This window comes from Nostoc sp. CmiVER01 (assembly GCF_034531135.2).
GTDB lineage: Bacteria > Cyanobacteriota > Cyanobacteriia > Cyanobacteriales > Nostocaceae > Nostoc.
On the sequence record NZ_JAVRBU020000009.1, the window covers coordinates 42,830 to 59,881 of the forward strand.

11 protein-coding genes are annotated in these 17,052 nt (G+C 40.6%); 7 read left to right on the plus strand and 4 right to left on the minus strand.

Going from position 1 to position 17,052, the window contains the following annotated elements:
* Positions 1-104 precede the first annotated feature (104 nt).
* Both RMZ43_RS16515 and RMZ43_RS16520 read left to right on the plus strand, forming a co-directional pair.
* The gene (locus RMZ43_RS16515; RefSeq protein ID WP_428850743.1) at positions 105-3,491 is read left to right on the plus strand and encodes a HEAT repeat domain-containing protein; all 3,387 of its coding nucleotides are present in this window, start codon (positions 105-107) and stop codon (positions 3,489-3,491) included.
* Positions 3,492-3,807: 316 nt separating this feature from the next.
* The gene (locus tag RMZ43_RS16520; RefSeq protein WP_322652460.1) at positions 3,808-4,464 is read left to right on the plus strand and encodes a transposase; all 657 of its coding nucleotides are present in this window, start codon (positions 3,808-3,810) and stop codon (positions 4,462-4,464) included.
* Positions 4,465-4,535: 71 nt separating this feature from the next.
* Here the strand turns inward: RMZ43_RS16520 and RMZ43_RS16525 are convergent, their stop codons facing one another.
* Positions 4,536-6,080 (minus strand): phenylacetate--CoA ligase family protein, encoded by a 1,545-nt coding sequence (locus RMZ43_RS16525; protein WP_322652461.1) that lies wholly within the window; start codon positions 6,078-6,080, stop codon positions 4,536-4,538.
* A gap of 209 nt (positions 6,081-6,289) precedes the next feature.
* On the opposite strand from RMZ43_RS16525, the gene RMZ43_RS16530 reads away from it, so the two are divergent.
* Together RMZ43_RS16530 and RMZ43_RS16535 are read left to right on the plus strand one after the other, a co-directional pair.
* A complete protein-coding gene (locus tag RMZ43_RS16530; RefSeq protein WP_322652462.1) occupies positions 6,290-7,990 on the plus strand; it encodes a serine/threonine-protein kinase in 1,701 nt (566 codons plus the stop codon).
* A gap of 71 nt (positions 7,991-8,061) precedes the next feature.
* Positions 8,062-10,224, plus strand: a complete 2,163-nt coding sequence (locus tag RMZ43_RS16535; protein ID WP_322652463.1) for a serine/threonine-protein kinase — start codon at positions 8,062-8,064, stop codon at positions 10,222-10,224.
* Between the two features lie 93 nt (positions 10,225-10,317).
* On the opposite strand, the gene RMZ43_RS16540 is transcribed toward RMZ43_RS16535, so the two are convergent.
* The gene (locus tag RMZ43_RS16540) at positions 10,318-11,184 is read right to left on the minus strand and encodes a TauD/TfdA dioxygenase family protein (RefSeq protein WP_322652464.1); all 867 of its coding nucleotides are present in this window, start codon (positions 11,182-11,184) and stop codon (positions 10,318-10,320) included.
* Between the two features lie 832 nt (positions 11,185-12,016).
* Here RMZ43_RS16540 and RMZ43_RS16545 point away from each other — a divergent pair.
* Positions 12,017-13,018 carry an RNA polymerase sigma factor, RpoD/SigA family gene (locus tag RMZ43_RS16545; protein WP_322652465.1) on the plus strand — a complete coding sequence of 334 codons (1,002 nt, stop codon included), beginning with the start codon at positions 12,017-12,019 and terminating at the stop codon, positions 13,016-13,018.
* 153 nt (positions 13,019-13,171) lie between these two features.
* On the opposite strand, the gene RMZ43_RS16550 is transcribed toward RMZ43_RS16545, so the two are convergent.
* Complete coding sequence (locus RMZ43_RS16550) at positions 13,172-13,810, minus strand: HesA/MoeB/ThiF family protein (RefSeq protein WP_322652466.1); 639 nt, start codon at positions 13,808-13,810, stop codon at positions 13,172-13,174.
* 8 nt (positions 13,811-13,818) lie between these two features.
* Positions 13,819-14,649: a hypothetical protein gene (locus tag RMZ43_RS16555; RefSeq protein WP_322652467.1), complete on the minus strand. Its 831-nt coding sequence runs from the start codon at positions 14,647-14,649 to the stop codon at positions 13,819-13,821.
* A gap of 579 nt (positions 14,650-15,228) precedes the next feature.
* Between RMZ43_RS16555 and RMZ43_RS16560 the strand changes: the two genes are divergently transcribed.
* A complete protein-coding gene (locus RMZ43_RS16560) occupies positions 15,229-16,227 on the plus strand; it encodes a DGQHR domain-containing protein (RefSeq protein ID WP_416212413.1) in 999 nt (332 codons plus the stop codon).
* Between the two features lie 4 nt (positions 16,228-16,231).
* Positions 16,232-17,014, plus strand: a complete 783-nt coding sequence (locus RMZ43_RS16565; RefSeq protein WP_322652469.1) for a hypothetical protein — start codon at positions 16,232-16,234, stop codon at positions 17,012-17,014.
* The last annotated feature ends 38 nt before the right edge of the window (positions 17,015-17,052 follow it).

Genomic DNA, 17,052 nt, shown 5'->3' on the forward strand with positions numbered 1-17,052 from the left:
TTTCCCCAGACACATCCCCCACGCAACGTCTATAATGCTTGTATCGTCAGCTTTTGCGGCTTGGGGAAGCTTGTTTGTTTGGGTAATTAAAAATTATTTGACTGATGTCAAGAAATATTCGTGCAGATGAATCAGTTTTAGAGAATGTACTCAGTCTGGTAGAAGGATTGCTGCAACTCTCGGAAAAGCAAGATTGTGAGTCAAAACTTCCACTTTGCGTTGTCTGGAATGCTGAGAAGTTGCGAATTACCGGATATAAAAGCCAACAAACAAGAGGAAACAGAAGCAAAACAACTGAAGTTGGTACAAAGAAGGAATATTTACTCAACCAGATTAAAGATGCTGGCAAAACTTTAAAACTTCCCCCGCAAAAAGCAGAATCTAACGTTTCTCAGAAAGACAGAGAATTACAAGAGCTTCAAATTGCACTTGACTGGCTATGGAAGTTGGGAGTGCGAGAACCGCAAAAAGCCGCGAATAATCAAGGTTATTGGAAATTTACTCTGACGCTAAAACATCAGACAGCAACGATAAAAGAGAATCTAGAGGTGGTTAAGCAAAAGTGGAAGGAATACCAAAAGACGAATTTAAAAGAAACATTCCAGTTACAAACAACAGATAATAGCTTCGATTGGCAAGAAATCTGCGGCGCTATGCTGGAAAAGCACAAGCGTCTTACCACAAATGAGTTGCTGTTTGCTGATGATGAGATGAAATTTGAGCTAGAGGCAATTCATGTCCCTTTAGCATTGGTAGAACGTAACAAACCGAAGAAATGCAGCGAGGATATTTCCGCAGAACAAGGTTCGCGGCTTTACGAACCGAGTTATGAAGAGAAGCAGCGATTTGAACATCAGGCTTTTTTAGAGAAAATTATCCGTGATGGTGTTGGTAAAACTCAAGGACACCGCATCGCTTTAATTGGGGAACCGGGTGCAGGCAAGACTACTCAGTTGCAAACTATAGCTTTTTGGATATTAAAGAAGAATCTGGGTTTACCAATTTGGATTTCTTTGGCAGACTTGCAAGGAAAGAGTTTAGAAAATTATCTGCTACAAGATTGGCTGAAGAATGCTTTAGAAGTCGTGCGTGTAAAAGAAGAACAGGAAAACGCTTTTGCAGATTTATTCAAAAATAATCGTGTGTGGTTGTTGTTGGATGCAGCAGATGAAATGTCTTCACTCCAACCATTAACTGAGATTTCCCAGCAGTTGACGGGATGGGTGAAACATGCGCGGGTTGTGCTGACTTGTCGGATGAATGTTTGGGAAGTAAACGGCGGCGCTTTAGAAAATTTTGAGACGTATCGGTTACTCAATTTTGAATATCCGCAACAAGTGCAAGAGTTTATTCGGCGTTGGTTTCACAACAAGGATGCAGACAAAGGCGAAAGATTATGGCAGGAATTAGATAAAGCTGAACGTCAGCGCATCCAAGATTTAGTTAAAAATCCTTTGCGGTTAGCGCTGTTGTGTAGCACTTGGCAAGGTTCCGACAAAGGTTTACCGGAAACTAAAGCCGGACTTTATCAGCAGTTTGTGGAAGAGGTTTACAAGTGGAAAGAAAACCGCTTCCCTACCACCGAACAGCAGCAAGATGAATTAAACGCTGCGTTGGGACGTTTGGCAAAACGGGCAATTGATCAAGAAGCGTCACGGTTTCGGCTACGTCATAAGTTGGTGCGTGAGGAATTAGGTGATGCAAAACAGCAAGATTCTTTATTTTCGTTAGCGTTAAAGTTGGGATGGCTAAATGAAGTTGGACTGGCTGCGGAATCAGCAACGAAAGAGAAAGTTTACGCTTTTTACCATCCCACATTTGAGGAATATTTTGCAGCGTTAGCGATCGCTGATTGGCACGAGTTTCTGAATCATGTTCCCGACAACCCCGCGCTAGGCGTTTATCGCATTTTTGCACCGCAGTGGAAAGAGGTGATTTTGCTGTGGTTGGGACATGAGGATGTGGGGAGGGAGAAGAAAGAAGAGTTTATTCAGGCGTTGGTGGAATTTGATGATAGTTGTGGATTTTACAAGTTTCGTGCTTATTTTCTTGCTGCTGCGGGGGTTGATGAGTGGAAAGATTCTTGCAACGCAGATACTATTGTGGCGGAAATCGTTAAATGGGGCTTTGGCGAGTTTAAGGTTGAGCAAAACAAGTGTGTAAAATTTCTCACACCAATCGCAGAGGGAGCAAGGACAGTACTGCCTCAGACAAATCGCATAAAAGCGATTGATGCTTTGGTAGAGTTAATCGACAAACCACAACTGGATGATTCTACCCGAAGCCAAGCGCTAGAAAGCTTAGAGAAAGTTGGCTCTGGCAACCAAAAAGCGATCGCTGCTTTGGTGGAGTTAATCGGCAAACTACATCTGGATGATGATACCCTCAGCCTAGCAGCATATAGCTTAGAGAAAATTGACCCTGGCAACCAAAAAGCGATTGATGCTTTTGTGGAGTTTATCAGCGAACCACGCTCACCTACTTACACCATCAGCCTAGCGGTAGAAAGCTTAGGTGAAATTGGCTCTGGCAACCAAAAAGTGATTGATGCTTTAGTAGAGTTAATCGGCGAACTACAACTGGATGATTATGCCATCAGGGAAGCGGGAGAAAGCTTAGAGAAAGTTGGCTTTGGCAACCAAAAAGCGATTAATGCTTTGGTGAAGTTAATCTACGAACCAGAACTGGATGATGATATCCTCAGCCTAGCGGCAGAAAGCTTAGAGAAAATTGACCCTGGCAATCAAAAAGCGATTAATGCTTTGGTGAAGTTAATCGGTAAACCACAACTGGATGATTATACCCTCAGCCTAACGGCAGAAAGCTTAGGGAAAATTGGCTCTGGCAACCAAAAAGTGATTGATGCTTTGGTGGAGTTAATCGGCAAACCACAACTGGATGATTTTACCCGAAGGCGAGCGGCAGAAAGCTTAGGGGAAATTGACCCTGGCAACCAAAAAGCGATTGATGCTTTGGTGGAGTTAATCGGCAAACCACAAGTGGATGATTTTACCCGAAGGCGAGCGGCAGAAAGCTTAGAGAAAATTGACCCTGGCAACCAAAAAGCGATTGATGCTTTGGTGGAGTTAATCGACAAACCACAACTGGATGATTTTACCCGAAGGCAAGCGGCAGAAAGCTTAGGGCAAATAGACCCAGGCAACGAAAAAGCGATTGATGCTTTGGTGGAGTTAATCGGCAATCCACAATTGGATAATTCTACCCGATGCCAAGCGGCAGAAAGCCTAGGGCAAATTCTGTTAGAGGAACAGATGCCGAGTGTTGTCAGCGTGTTGAAGAATTACTTATCACCTGAAACTTACAAAAACCACTTTGGACTATTTGATAATTGCTACCAAGTTATCTGGAAGTGCGCCCAAAGTATGCCCTACCCTACTTTTTATCAAGCTTGGCAATCAACAAGAGAAAGTGAAAAATGGAGAGTAGGAAGGAAAAATACTTCCTTGAGACAAAACATAGGCGAAATGTAGAAGCAGGAATCCCTTGTAAAAACGCGATGAATCGCCTCTTGTAAGCGTCTCGTAAATCTATTGCGTCTAATATTTCCGCAATCCAGGAAATGCAATGCCCCTAATCAAACAGATATTGTGAACAGAATGGGAATGCGTAGGCGTAGCCCGCCGCAGGCATCGTTTTTTTATCCCCCCTTGTAGAGACGCGATTCATCGCGTCTTCTTCCTTCCCGTCATTTACATAGCGCCAATAATTCCGAGTTTTTTGGGTTGGCAATTACATCAATGCAAAGCAATAATTGCATAAATTTTTGTATCAACCAAAGATGTAATCATGAATAATTCCGATCCTCAACCAAAAAACAACAAACCTAAATACAAAGGTAAATATCGCATTGATTCAACCCGTTTACCAGCATGGAGTTATGCTAGCAATGCTGGATATTTCGTTACTATTTGCACCTACGGTAAAAAATGCTTTTTTGGTAAGGTTGTGCAGGGTGAAATGCAGTTATCACCCATTGGGGAAATTGCTCATAAATTGTGGTACGAGATTCCTGAGCATTTTTCTAATTGTCAGATAGATTCGTTTTGCGTCATGCCTAATCATATTCATGGGATTTTGGTTATTAATCAAATACGAGAAGGAGACGCGATGAATCTACAAACACAGGAAGGAGACGCGATGAATCCACGAACACTGGAAGAAGACGCGATGAATCGCGTCTCTACAAGTCAACGGGGGGATGGGGAACGGGGTGGGGTTACTGGGTTATTTAATCCGATGTTGTCTAAAAATTCTCTTTCTAAAATTGTTAGGTGGTACAAAGGACGATGTACATTTGAAATTAATCAAATTTATGAAGGTTTTGGATGGCAAGAAAGGTTTCATGACAACATAATTCGTAATGAATTCGCCCGCGATCGCATTAGACAATATATTATCAATAACCCAATCAATTGGGAACGCGATGCCTACGGCGGGGCATAGCCCAACACGAACAACCACCCCATCCCCCCTTGTAGAGACGCGATTCATCGCGTCTTCTTCCAGATTCATCGTTATTGACGCGTATAACGATGTTTCACCCCAATAGGAAAATATTCAAAATCACCCATTGGTGCTAACGTAACCTGTGGTGTTTGATATTCTGCGGGAACATAATTAGCAAACTCGCTATTTAAACGTAGCAGTTGTGAAAGAATAGAAGATGCGATCGCTTGTCTTCGCTCTTCACTACCCTCTACCCCTGCTCCTAATTCCACAACCACAGATAAAAATCGATTCTTATCTGCATCTTCCTTCACCTGCAACACAAATTTACCCGTCACCCATTCTTGAATTCCTGGTTGTTCTAATCCCACCGTCACATTTTCAGGATAGATATTTGCGCCAAAGTAAGAAACTGTAAAGTTAGAACGCCCGAAGACATAAACAAAAGGTAGCTGATGAATACCTCTAGGTGAGTGGGTAGAGACGCGATTAATCGCGTCTGTATGGAGTGGGGAGTTTTCTAACGCTGCAACAGGGTTAAATCCCCATTCTGCTAAAAATTGCAGCATGGCATCATAACTAATTATCCCGCCAGTATCCAAGATGTCATAACGGACTAAGGGAATACCGTTATCTCCCGAAAACAGCAATCCGCCATCTTGAACTTCAAAAAAGCGATTGCAAGGATCATACTGTACCAGCGTGGGTAAACGTGATTCCCCAAATAAAGCTCTAGCAGCATTAGGATTTTCTGCCAAAAAACGGCGAATGCAGATACTTAACGGTGTTTCATTACCCAAAACTCCTGCATCCGCAGTGCCGTAAAGTGATGCAAAATCATAACAAGGATTTTGTGAACCAACTCTTTCACCAACTAAACTCCGCCATTCTTCACTAAATACTTCTCCCGCCATAACTAACTTAATCTGATATTGCTGCCACTCCACACCAGAAGCGATACCAGTATCAATCACATCTTTTAAAAATGGCGGGTATCCCAATAACACCACTTGTTCAAATGCTGAACCTAATTCTTGAACAACTCGCAAAATTTCTTCTTTATTGTTACCAGGGGTAATTACAGTGATGAGATAACCTTTGCTAGCAAGATAACGACAGCAATTAGTAGTAAACATTCCACCTACCCAAGTACCTAAAGTGAAACAAATCACTGCTAGGGTACGTCTGGTATCTGTATAGAAACTATCGTGAAAAATTTGTTCAAAGCGTGTGGCGATTTGGAGTTCATCTGTGAAAAAACGAGGCCAAAATGTCGGTTTACCACTAGAACCGGAAGACGCAGCTATCATGTCGCATCCTTGGAGTTGTCCGTTGCGGCACAAGTCAGTTAAAGGATAGCGCAGTATATAATTTTGTTTAGCGATCGCTGGTAGTTTTTGAAACTCCTCTAAAGTTTGAATAGTCGCGGGATTAATTTCCCTCTCTGCTAAAAAAGCCTTGTAGGCAGGTACATTAGCCGCGACATCGTGAAAAAAACTCAAAGCTGCCGAAGTTTGAGTGTTGAGATGCCGTTGCAGTATCGTTTCTAGGGGGGTAGACAGAAAATCTTCAAATGCTTTAATTACTTGCTGCTGTCTTGATTTCTGGTTCATGACGCTTGTTGTTTATCCTGAAGTAGAACCAACACCGTTACTTGCTGCCAGTATTTTAGCTGTTATCTAATACCCCCAAAACCCCAATTATTCTTAGCAACACGGATTTAATATAGGAATACTCAGCCCCTAATATTTCCTAAAATATCCGAAAATGAGATCATGCACTTGTAGTCATTCAATAAAACCTTCATTTATCCTTGGGCACCATGCAGCTCTATTGCAGTAAACAACACACAAATAATGGTAGTAACCGCTTTTGTACCCATTGTGGTGAACCATTACCTCTTGCTGTGGGACAGATGGTGGATAATCGCTATCAAATTATCCGTCAATTAGGGCAGGGTGGCTTTGGACGCACCTATTTAGCGGAGGATAGAACTAAATCCCATCAAACCTGTGTGCTGAAGGAATTTGCACCCCAAGTAGAAGAAAAGCAAGATTTACAAAAAGCTAAAGAGTTATTTGAACGAGAAGCAAACGTTCTGAAAACACTCCAGCATCCACAGATACCGCATTTTCACGCCTCGTTACAAGTGAAGATAGGCACTAAAGATTTTTTCTTTTTAGTGCAAGATTATGTGGATGGTGATAATTATTACCAATTATTAGAACAGCGTGAAACTCAAGGAAAAACTTTTAGTGAAGAAGAAATAATCACCCTACTGCAACAGATTTTACCTGTGTTATCCTACATTCACTCACGAGATGTAGTTCACCGTGATATCTCTCCTGATAATTTAATTTGGCGGCGTTCTGATAATCTGCCAGTATTAATTGATTTTGGTGGTGTTAAGCAATTGCCAGCTTCTCAAGGTTTTTGGCGCACCAAGTTAGTTGGAAATAACACTTTACTGGGTAAAAAGGGTTACGCCCCAGAAGAACAACTACGCCAGGGAAAAGCATTTTTTAGTAGTGATTTCTACTCTTTAGCGGTGACATCACTAGTGTTGCTCACAGGGAAAGAGCCGCAAAAATTATACGACAGCTATCAGGGAATTTGGGGATGGGGAAAGGAAATCCGAGTTAGTCCGCAACTGGAAGCAGTGTTGAAAAAGATGCTGGCTTATAAACCAAGCGATCGCTATCAAAGAGCCGAGCAAATCCTCAAAGATTTACCATCGCCAACTGCGACTAAATCCACAGGTAATTATATTACTACCAAGATTAAAACGATGGTAGTTGCTCCAGGAAGACAACGCGCCAGTGCTGTTATGAGTAGATTCCAGAACAAAACGCAAGCAATAGCGAAACCCATATCTTGGCCTGTTTGGATTCGCCCTTTTGTGATGAGTTTAGGGGGAACAGCTTTAATTGTTTTAACTGGTGCAGGTACTTTGGCGGTGGTAAATGCAGTCATTAGAAGCGTAACTTCTATTACTATCCCATCAATCTCATTACCGCAAATTCCACAGCTTCCAAATCCAATCGGTAAACCAGTCAGCGACAAAGGAAAAAATCGCAATCTTCAGGAAATTATCAGTCGTCGTCAACAGCTAAAAATTACTGAAGGATTTTTTACTCCCTTTGTAGATGATTTATTTTATACAAAAAAACCAGAATTAAAGGGACGTAGCCTCACATCTAAATCTGAAGATGCTGGTTTACGAGATGAATGGTATGGTATTGCTGACGATTTATTGGATAAACTAGAACAGGCTGACCTCAGTACAGCAGCTCGTCAAAAATTGGGTAAATATAGTCAAAAAGATTATGTAACATGGAGACGGCAAGCGCGATCAGGGCAGTTTGGGAATTATACAATTGATCAGCTGACCAAAGATACAAATGAAAAATTTGATCGGTTGTTTCCCGATCAGGAACGTGGGAAACTCAATCAACAGACTTTCGGTCAAGTTTGGTATGCGATCGCAGCCGATCAAGTCAGTAAAGTACAATCTGGCAAGTAAAGGGATTGGGAACTGGGAACTAGGGACTAGAGACTGGGGAAGAATAACAAATAACAAATGACAAATAACAAATGACTAAAATATATTGTTCTCAAGGACATGAAAATTCCCCAGGTAGTCGCTTCTGTCTCCAGTGTGGTGAAAAGTTGTTGGATACACCCATAAGTTATAGTATCCAACCGGGACTAACTTTAGGCGATCGCTATGTGATTGTACGTCAAATTGGCCAAGGTGGTTTTGGACGGACTTATTTAGCTGAAGATGTCAATCGTTTCCGCGAACTTTGTGTTTTAAAAGAATTTTCTCCCCAAGTTCAAACCGCCTACGTTGTCCAAAAAGCTGAAGAACTGTTTGAGAGAGAAGCGAGTGTTCTCTATAAACTGCAACATCCCCAAATTCCCCGCTTCCGGGAACTGCTTCGGATGAACTTAGGAGGTAAAGAATATCTGTTTTTGGTGCAAGATTACGTAGAAGGGGAAACTTACAACTCGTTGTTAAATGACCGACTACAACAGGGTTTGCGCTTTACAGAAGTAGAAGTACGGCAATTGTTGCTTTCAATTTTGCCAGTGTTAGAGTATATCCACTCTATAGGCGTTATTCATCGAGATATATCTCCAGATAACTTAATGCTTCGCACTGTTGACAAATTGCCAATGTTAATTGATTTTGGCGGTGTCAAACAAGTAGTAGCAACTGTTGCTTCCCAATATTATCAACCCGGCGTAGTTGCATCTTCCCCATCACCAACCCTATTGGGTAAGGTAGGATTTGCACCCCCAGAACAGATGCAAACTGGGTTAGTCTCTCCCCACAGCGACTTGTATGCAATGGCGGCAACAATGTTGGTTTTACTGACAGGTAAACAACCCCAAGAATTAATTGATACCTACAATCTGACCTGGCAGTGGCGACGGGAAGTAAGCCTGAGTCCGATTTTGGGACAGGTGTTAGATAAAATGTTATCTGCCAGACCAAGCGATCGCTATCAATCAGCCCGTCAAGTACTCCAAGCCCTTAACCCGCCCCCAGCTAACTTTCCCCCAACTCAATACCCTACCCCACCACAACCTACAGCCGCCACCGTCGCCGTCTCTCCACCTCCCCCATCCCCCACCCTGCGGGAAGCTGAAGCTACATACCCCTCATCTCCCCCATCCCCTCAACCCACAAGCTGGTGGACACCAACAAAAACCTTCCTAGTAGCGGCGGTAGTAGCCGGTACTGTTGGATTACTTTGGTGGGGACTGAATAGCAACCGTGATATAGCGGACAAACCTAATCCTATAGCCAGCCCAACCCCAACCAGTGAGCAACCAACCGATCCTTTAGCGCAATATTCACCAGCCGAACGGCAGCGTAAAGAACAATTAAGCGATCGCCGTCAACAGTTGGGTATTAACTCCAACTTTTACGTAAACTTGGTGAATGAAGTTTTTTGGGATAGAAATCCTAGTTTACGAGGACGCACTCTCAGCGATGGCCCTGAAGATGCAGATTTACGGGCAGAATGGGATAAAACAGCCTCAGAACTGCTGGAAAAATTAGCGCCACTGAGTTCTAATGCACGCCGACAACTGGGAACTTATACAAGTGCTGAACGCGATCGCTGGAAAGTGGAAGTAAACAAAATTAACGTTGGCAGCCGTTCTTTGTATGATTTAGGGGATGCAGCTTTTTTCAATGTATTCCCTGAACAGCGTGGTAAAGATTTTCGAGATCAGCCCATTGGACAAGTTTGGTACGGATTTGTTAGCGATCAACTCAGTGCTATCCTCGCCAGTAGTGCTTTCCAGAAACTTGTCTTTGAGCCGGGGGCTATCAGCAAAACAGTCAGTGGTACTCTTCAACCTGGTGGTGGTAAAGTATTCATCGCTGGACTTGCTAAAGAGCAATCTTTGGGATTGAAGCTACAAGCAAATTCCCAAGTTTTGTTATCAGTTTATTCACCCTCTGGCAAAATCAAATTTTTAGAAGATTCTAAAGAGCGAAGTTTGTCAACTAAATTACCAGAAAACGGATTTTACGAGTTTGTCGTGGTTTCCACAGCATCGAAACCAATAGATTATCAACTCAGCATTACAGCAGAAAATCCCACCCCTCCTCCATTGCCAACACCAACGCCCACAGAAACACCCACCTCAACGCCAACTCCTACACCAACTCCTACACCAACTCCCACAGAAACCCCCACTCCTACATCGACACCAACACCAGAAACAGCACCTCAATAAACCGCGTTGCATAATTGCAGGATAATTTAGTAACTTCCAAAATTCTTCCCCTGCCTCCCCTGCTCCCCTGCCCCCCTGCCCCCCTGCCTCAAATTATCCCTTGTCCACAACTCCTAAACGCAACGCAATTCGTTTGTATTTCATTGCATCATAAGGTGTACCTCTGTGCATCACCTGGGAGTTGTCCCAAAAAATAATATCTCCTGGTTGCCAAACATGGGAGTAGATTGGTGTACAGTCTAGAACAGCCGTAAACAAATCCTGCCAGAAACGTTTTGCTTCCTCTGGTCTATCTTCCATACCCACTGCGATCGCAGTGTCCGAACCTAGATATAATCCCTTTTTACCAGTGACTTTGTGAGTAGACACAATCGGATGCACTTTTCTTGGTACATCCTCTACATTGCTACTTTTAGAAAACATTGGTGGTGAGTGATACATCGACATCTGCTCTAACTGCTGCTGATGTTGGTGATCTAGGTTATTATAAGCCTCTATCATGTCGAGAAACTCTGTAGTATGGGGCTGCCCATTTACACCTTCTGGAGGCACTTCGACACCATAAAGCATGACAACATATAGTGCATTCATATCCAATCCCTCTGTGCTGGGGACACCATCTTTATCATGATGCCATTCCCAAGCGAACTTCCCTACAGGTGTTTCAGTAAGTCCCTTGGGATTACCCAATATATACACACCCTGGCTTTGCAGGTCTGGGCTAATATTGGGATCTAATGTTTTGGTTTTAGAATAGCCAAACATGAAGTCACCAAAGGTTTTACTAGAAAATTCTTTCAACTGCTTTGCGGTGATGTCTTGCTGTCTAACTACCACAACGCCGTGTTTCCAAAGTGATTCCTTTAATTCACGCGACTCTAGATTTGTGAGGTTGCTAAGATTACAACCCCGTAGGACTTCAACTCCGAGCCTTGATTGGTGTTTAGTTATTAGAGTCATTGTTATGCAATTATTTTTGGAGCAAACTATATTAACAATTAGTTAGTGTAAATAAAAAATTTGTCTAAATAGACTTTTGATCATTGAGAATTGTTTCAACAGTTTATGTAGGTATGCAACAGGTAATTTTTTCAACCCAAATAACTACCCAAAAGAGGTTGCAGACAATGCTGTGCGTCAAAAGGTAGAACTTTTTTTCAATGGTTACTTACAGCATAACTATAAAGTAAAACAGGCTTTATACCTAATTTTGAGACTTAGGTTGTATGTAAAACTAATATTTGATTTCTGAAGAAGCTCTGTACAGATCGAAAAACCTAATTTCTTATTTCCTACTCCCTACTCCCCACTCCCCGCCCACGTAGATAATTTCAAAAATCAAATACGATTCCTATACTTCACTAAATTGAAATCCTCTGGAATTTGGATAGACATAACTTTTTCAATTTTTTGACAAGCTCCTGTCACATCAAGCTATTAACTTAAAAAAGATTAGCTTTGGCAAAATAATTATACATGACAACAACCAGAAAAATCTAGACTAATTCTTGAGTTTGACCTTTTAAAGTCAAGCTAACAAACGATTCTAGTCAAATTAACCTTAGCAACTTAATTATCAAAATTAAGAATTGCATTCTAATTTCATTTTTGAATTTTACACTAATCCTCTCGGATTGAAATTTATACCAATTCTCCAATTTACTGGATCTAAATTTTTCAATTGCTCTCTTCGTAGCGGGACGTTCGCTGTTAGTGTCTCCAAGAGTTGCCCATTGCAAATTGGTATTATTTTCCTCTAAAGCAACAAGTACTTCTGAAGGTTCAAATAACTATGAATAATCTATCTACCCAGTCTCTAGAAAAAAGTTATAAAAATCAAAAACCTTTATCTCCTGGTGATTCAGTGCGTACTTATCTGCGCGAGATTGGACGTATACCTTTATTAACTCATGAGCAAGAGATTAATTTGGCCAAGCAAGTTCAACAAATGATGGCTTTACTTGCTGCCAAAGAAAAATTAGCTATTCAATTAAAACGCCAACCCACACAGCAAGAATGGATTGAAAATATAAATATCGGTGAGAAATCACTGCTGCAACAGCTACATCAAGGACATGAAGCCAAGCATATAATGATTCAGGCTAACCTGCGACTTGTAGTATCTATTGCTAAGAAGTATCAAAGACGTAACTTAGATTTTCTTGATTTAATTCAAGAAGGAAGTTTAGGTTTAGAGCGAGGAATTGAAAAATTTGACCCTACTAAAGGGTACAAGTTTTCAACCTATGGCTATTGGTGGATTCGTCAGGCAATTACACGAGCGATCGCCGAACAAGGACGTACTATCCGCTTACCTATTCATGTTACAGAAAAACTGAACAAAATCAAGCGTATTCAACGTGAACTAACTCAAAAATTAGGTCGTACTCCTACAGTAGTTGATATCGCTGATGAACTATCTTTAGAACCTAAAGAAATTCGACATTATTTACTTTTAGCACGTCAACCTGTCTCTCTAGAATTGCGAGTTGGCTCAGAAAAAGATATAGAATTACAAGATATGTTGGAGGATGATGGACTCTCGCCAGAATTATACGCTGACCAAAAGTTTCTCCAACAAAATATTCAAAATTTGTTATCAAAATTAACTCCCCAGCAACGGGAAATATTAATTTTACGTTTTGGTTTAACAGATGGAAATGAACTTTCTTTAGTGGAAATTGGTCAACGCATAGGTATTAGTCGAGAACGAGTGCGACAAATAGAGCAACAAGCTTTGAGTACTCTACGAAGACATAAGGATAAGATACACAGCTATAGGAATCGTATTTGATTTTTGAAATTATCTACGTGGGCGAAAAGTAGGGAGTAAGGAATTAGGCTTAGTTCTTGCTGGGAGGAAGGAGAAAGAGGCTTTTCTGATTTTTGCACATATGGGGTAATCATAAGTGATTAACCGGATTTGATATAAGAGCGTCTACGCAATCTACAAAAACAGAGATTGAACAGTCAAATCCTTCTGAGTAATGGTGAAGTTAGGCTGTTCTGCTGTGGCAATGAATGAAACGATCGCTTCACACGCCACAGCTACGGTTAACATTACTAGGTTTCGTGTTAGGGGATAATCACAGACATCATCATTAACCTTGGAAGGAACGCGATAAACGTCATTCCAAATTACTTCTGCATAATCAGCTGATAGCCCAGCATGAAGACAAGGAATGCTTAATTGTTCAGCATAATCTTTCACTGCTTGACGTGCCACACTATTATCAAAGACATCAACAATTAGCTGACTGTCTTTCAGTAATTGAGTTGTATTTGCTGATGTCAACTCAAGAGTTTTAGCATCAACTTTAGTACCAATTGCTCGATATAAATTGTTAGCCAAAATTTTCGCTTTGAAGGCTCCAACATCAGAACGGTAATAAGGCTGAGTCGAAAGGTTACGCTCCTCAATGCGATCGCGATCAATCACTGTAAGTTGATCAAAACCAGACCGAGCTAAGTTTTCCGCAATGTTAGCTCCTAATGCTCCAGCGCCACAAATTGTTACAGGATAATTTTTTAGCTTTGCCATCACTGCATTGCTGCGGTAAAGCTGTTCGTGAAAAAACATGTTCATTGTCCTCACTACTCTTGTTGTTCCATCACACCTACTAAGGATTGCAAGTCAAAATCGCGATCGCGTCCACTCAGACAAATGCCAGAACTGACAACAGTCAAGTCAGCTTTAGCGATCGCACTGGTATGGCGAACACCATCAGCAGTTGTCCAATCGACTGTCCAATAATTGCCGCGATCGTGGAATTGATTTAATTCACCGCCACCCATCCGCAATGCCTTTTTCAGTCGCTTTTCATCCTGTTGGGGTTGAGTAAAGCCCTCAATGCGCCGCGTTGCTAATTCATACACTGTGCGGATTTCTGGAGTAATGCCTTTAAACTGTAATTCTTCAGCAGAAATGAGTTGCTTGACGGCAGATTGCAGAGTTTCAACAATTGCCGGATCGGTACGGCGATCAACTTCCTCAAACCAGCAAGACTGTCCATTCCAACGGGCAATAATTTGCTCAAAGGTAACGCCCTCAGTAACTAAGTGGACTGCGATCGGTTTAACTACCTTCAACCGTTGACGCATATCTGCTTCATTCACGGGGTATGCTAACCAAGTTTGTTTTTGCAGTTGATGTGCTAAACGCAGTCGTATTTGGGGAAAGTGTTGCAGGTATTCTGCAACCTGGGGTAAGTCTGCTTCTTCTACAACCGTTGCTATTTTCTCATCCACAGGCTGAAAGATGCCCCAACCTTGAAATTTACTAGGCTTTGGCGTGAAGGTGTAAACCATCCCGGCTACCCGTGTGCGAACTCGTCCACCCTTGATACAAGGCGCAAGGAATTGGGTTGTAGACAATTGTGCTTGTGCGATCGCAATTTGGTTAATTAGCTTAAATATGTTAGTCATAACTAATACCAATTTTTTTAAACAAGGTTACAGATGCAACCCTATAAAATCTGATTTTCTTAATTACGAATTACGAATTACGAATTAATAAAATTCTGCGTGCAAGTTGGTGGAGCATTGCGTATTCTCAGTTACTAGAGGGACTCCACTGGTGAGTTGTTACACACTCTTTAAAGGATGGCTACTTTTAAGCCTACCTCCCAGGTTCTTCGTACTCCCCGTTCACACACGCCCACTGCATTTGGCAGTGTTACCTTTCCTCTCGTACTAGTATGTAGGCTCCAAGAGTTAGGGCACGCAGGATATTAATATAATACAATATACTACATAGAATTGGAAGAGATGAAAAGAGGGATTTTGAAGTAGAGCGATCGCTGCTACTTGAGGTGGCTTATTCATGTCGCTATTTGCCTTATATTTATCTGTAGAATTATGTTGATAATACATTTTTACATTATGAAATATAATATAAATTTTATTTTTTTACTCAATTACAAAAGATTATCTTAAAATATACTAGATTAACTTATTGTAGCAAAAATGAAATTGGTGGAAATTTCTTACTTAGAAGTCAGACAAATGAATAAAGAGCTAATTTTGACTAAACTACCAGCAGGTTTATTAGTGAATATTAGCTATGCCTCTGTTCGTGGACAAGATAATGAACCAGGTGCAGTGCAGCGTTTACTTAATCCTAAAAGAATAGAAAGTATTAAGGATTTCACTTTAGAAGGCGGAGACTATCCAGGTGCTATAATTCTTAACTGGGTTAGTACTACAAATCCACTTCGTAAAATTAACCAAACCATTAGTTTATCAAATACTCCACGGTCTGCTCAAATTATAGATGGCCAACACAGAATTGCAGGTATTAAGGCAGCAATTAGTGTGAGTGAAGATGTAGCTAGTCTAGAAATTCCTGTAGCTATATATGAAAATCTTACAACGAAAGAATGTGCAGATATTTTTTTAGCAATTAATACAGAACAAAAAACTGTGCCACGGAGTTTAGTTTTTGATTTATATGGGATTGCTAGTGAATCAGTCATAGACCCTGCTGCTGTAAGAGCAAGAGATATTGCAACATATTTAAATGAAGCTGAAGATTCTCCATTTGCTGATCAAATTAAGTTTCCTGGAATATCAAAACGTAAAGGAGGTATCGCACTATCAACTGCTGTATCTTCAATCAAACCTCTAGTAGAAGATAAAGGAAGTTTTGAACAAATAGATATATTTGAGCTTGAACGTCAAAAGCGTATAATTTTCAACTTTTTCACAGCAATTAAAGAAAAATACCAAGAAGATTGGGATAGTAAAAATAATATATTTTTTTATGCTGCTGGATTTGCTGGCGCTATGGAGTTTCTGCAACTAAAACTTCTTCCATATTGTATTAGCAAAGGGTCTTTTACAGTTGAAACTATAGTAAAAACTCTGAATTTTACTCAGAGCAGTTTGATATTTCAGTCTGAGGTTAAAGGTATGGGTGGTACAGCTGCACAGAAACATGTTTACCAAAAACTAGTTGATATTTTTAACCCCGATAATAAAACTACAAAAGCGATAGAGATTTAATTAAGTGAGTCACCAAGCACAGATATATATCAATAACATAATTGCTCAAAAACCAGCGCAATATGCTATTGAAAATCATGCTTTAAATAACACAGAAGCATCTGCTTTGTTACAACGCCTTAGCAATGATGCAACAAGTTACATATACTCATCTATAGTTTCACTAGCTGATGCAACTTTAAGTATTAACAAAGGGATGTTTACATGGGCTACTGTTAAATTATACTATGCTAGTTTTTATGCAATTAGATCGCTTTTAGCAAGTCATGGAGTTTGTATATTTTATATTCAAACTTCATCACATAAAAGTACGCCATTTATTCTTGATAGCAAACCGGGAGAATTACCAAAAAAAGGTAAAGGTACTACACATAAACTTATTTTAGATACTTTCAAAGCTCATAATATAGAGCCTTACATACTGTCACAACTTATTGATTTAGAAGAGCCATTAGAATGGTTAATACAAAAACGAGAAGAAGCAAACTATAAGATTGCTAAGTTTTCTGAACCTCAAGTACCTAAACATTTTGAAAAGATAATACAATACAGCCTTCGACGAGCCATAAAAGATTATTTGTCTGATACTAGCGGTTTATATTTATTTGATCCAGATCATGCTATTCTTTCTTACCCCCTTAGATTAATTCAAATTGCTTATGATAAATTATTAATTTCAAACACTCTTGCTCTTACAAACGAGGAAATTATTTACTTACGCCAATTGTTTCGTGATAAAAATGGATGCCCATTACCTGAAATATACCAAATGTTCAAAAATCTTTAACTAAGCTTTAGAACTTACACATTGTACAAATTTGCCAT

Coding starts and splice junctions, on each gene's coding strand:
- RMZ43_RS16515 (WP_428850743.1), top strand. CDS start 105: ATGTCAAGAAATATTCGTGCAGATGAATCAGTTTTAGAGAATGTACTC.
- RMZ43_RS16520 (WP_322652460.1), top strand. CDS start 3,808: ATGAATAATTCCGATCCTCAACCAAAAAACAACAAACCTAAATACAAA.
- RMZ43_RS16525 (WP_322652461.1), bottom strand. CDS start 6,080: ATGAACCAGAAATCAAGACAGCAGCAAGTAATTAAAGCATTTGAAGAT.
- RMZ43_RS16530 (WP_322652462.1), top strand. CDS start 6,290: ATGCAGCTCTATTGCAGTAAACAACACACAAATAATGGTAGTAACCGC.
- RMZ43_RS16535 (WP_322652463.1), top strand. CDS start 8,062: ATGACTAAAATATATTGTTCTCAAGGACATGAAAATTCCCCAGGTAGT.
- RMZ43_RS16540 (WP_322652464.1), bottom strand. CDS start 11,184: ATGACTCTAATAACTAAACACCAATCAAGGCTCGGAGTTGAAGTCCTA.
- RMZ43_RS16545 (WP_322652465.1), top strand. CDS start 12,017: ATGAATAATCTATCTACCCAGTCTCTAGAAAAAAGTTATAAAAATCAA.
- RMZ43_RS16550 (WP_322652466.1), bottom strand. CDS start 13,810: ATGAACATGTTTTTTCACGAACAGCTTTACCGCAGCAATGCAGTGATG.
- RMZ43_RS16555 (WP_322652467.1), bottom strand. CDS start 14,649: ATGACTAACATATTTAAGCTAATTAACCAAATTGCGATCGCACAAGCA.
- RMZ43_RS16560 (WP_416212413.1), top strand. CDS start 15,229: ATGAATAAAGAGCTAATTTTGACTAAACTACCAGCAGGTTTATTAGTG.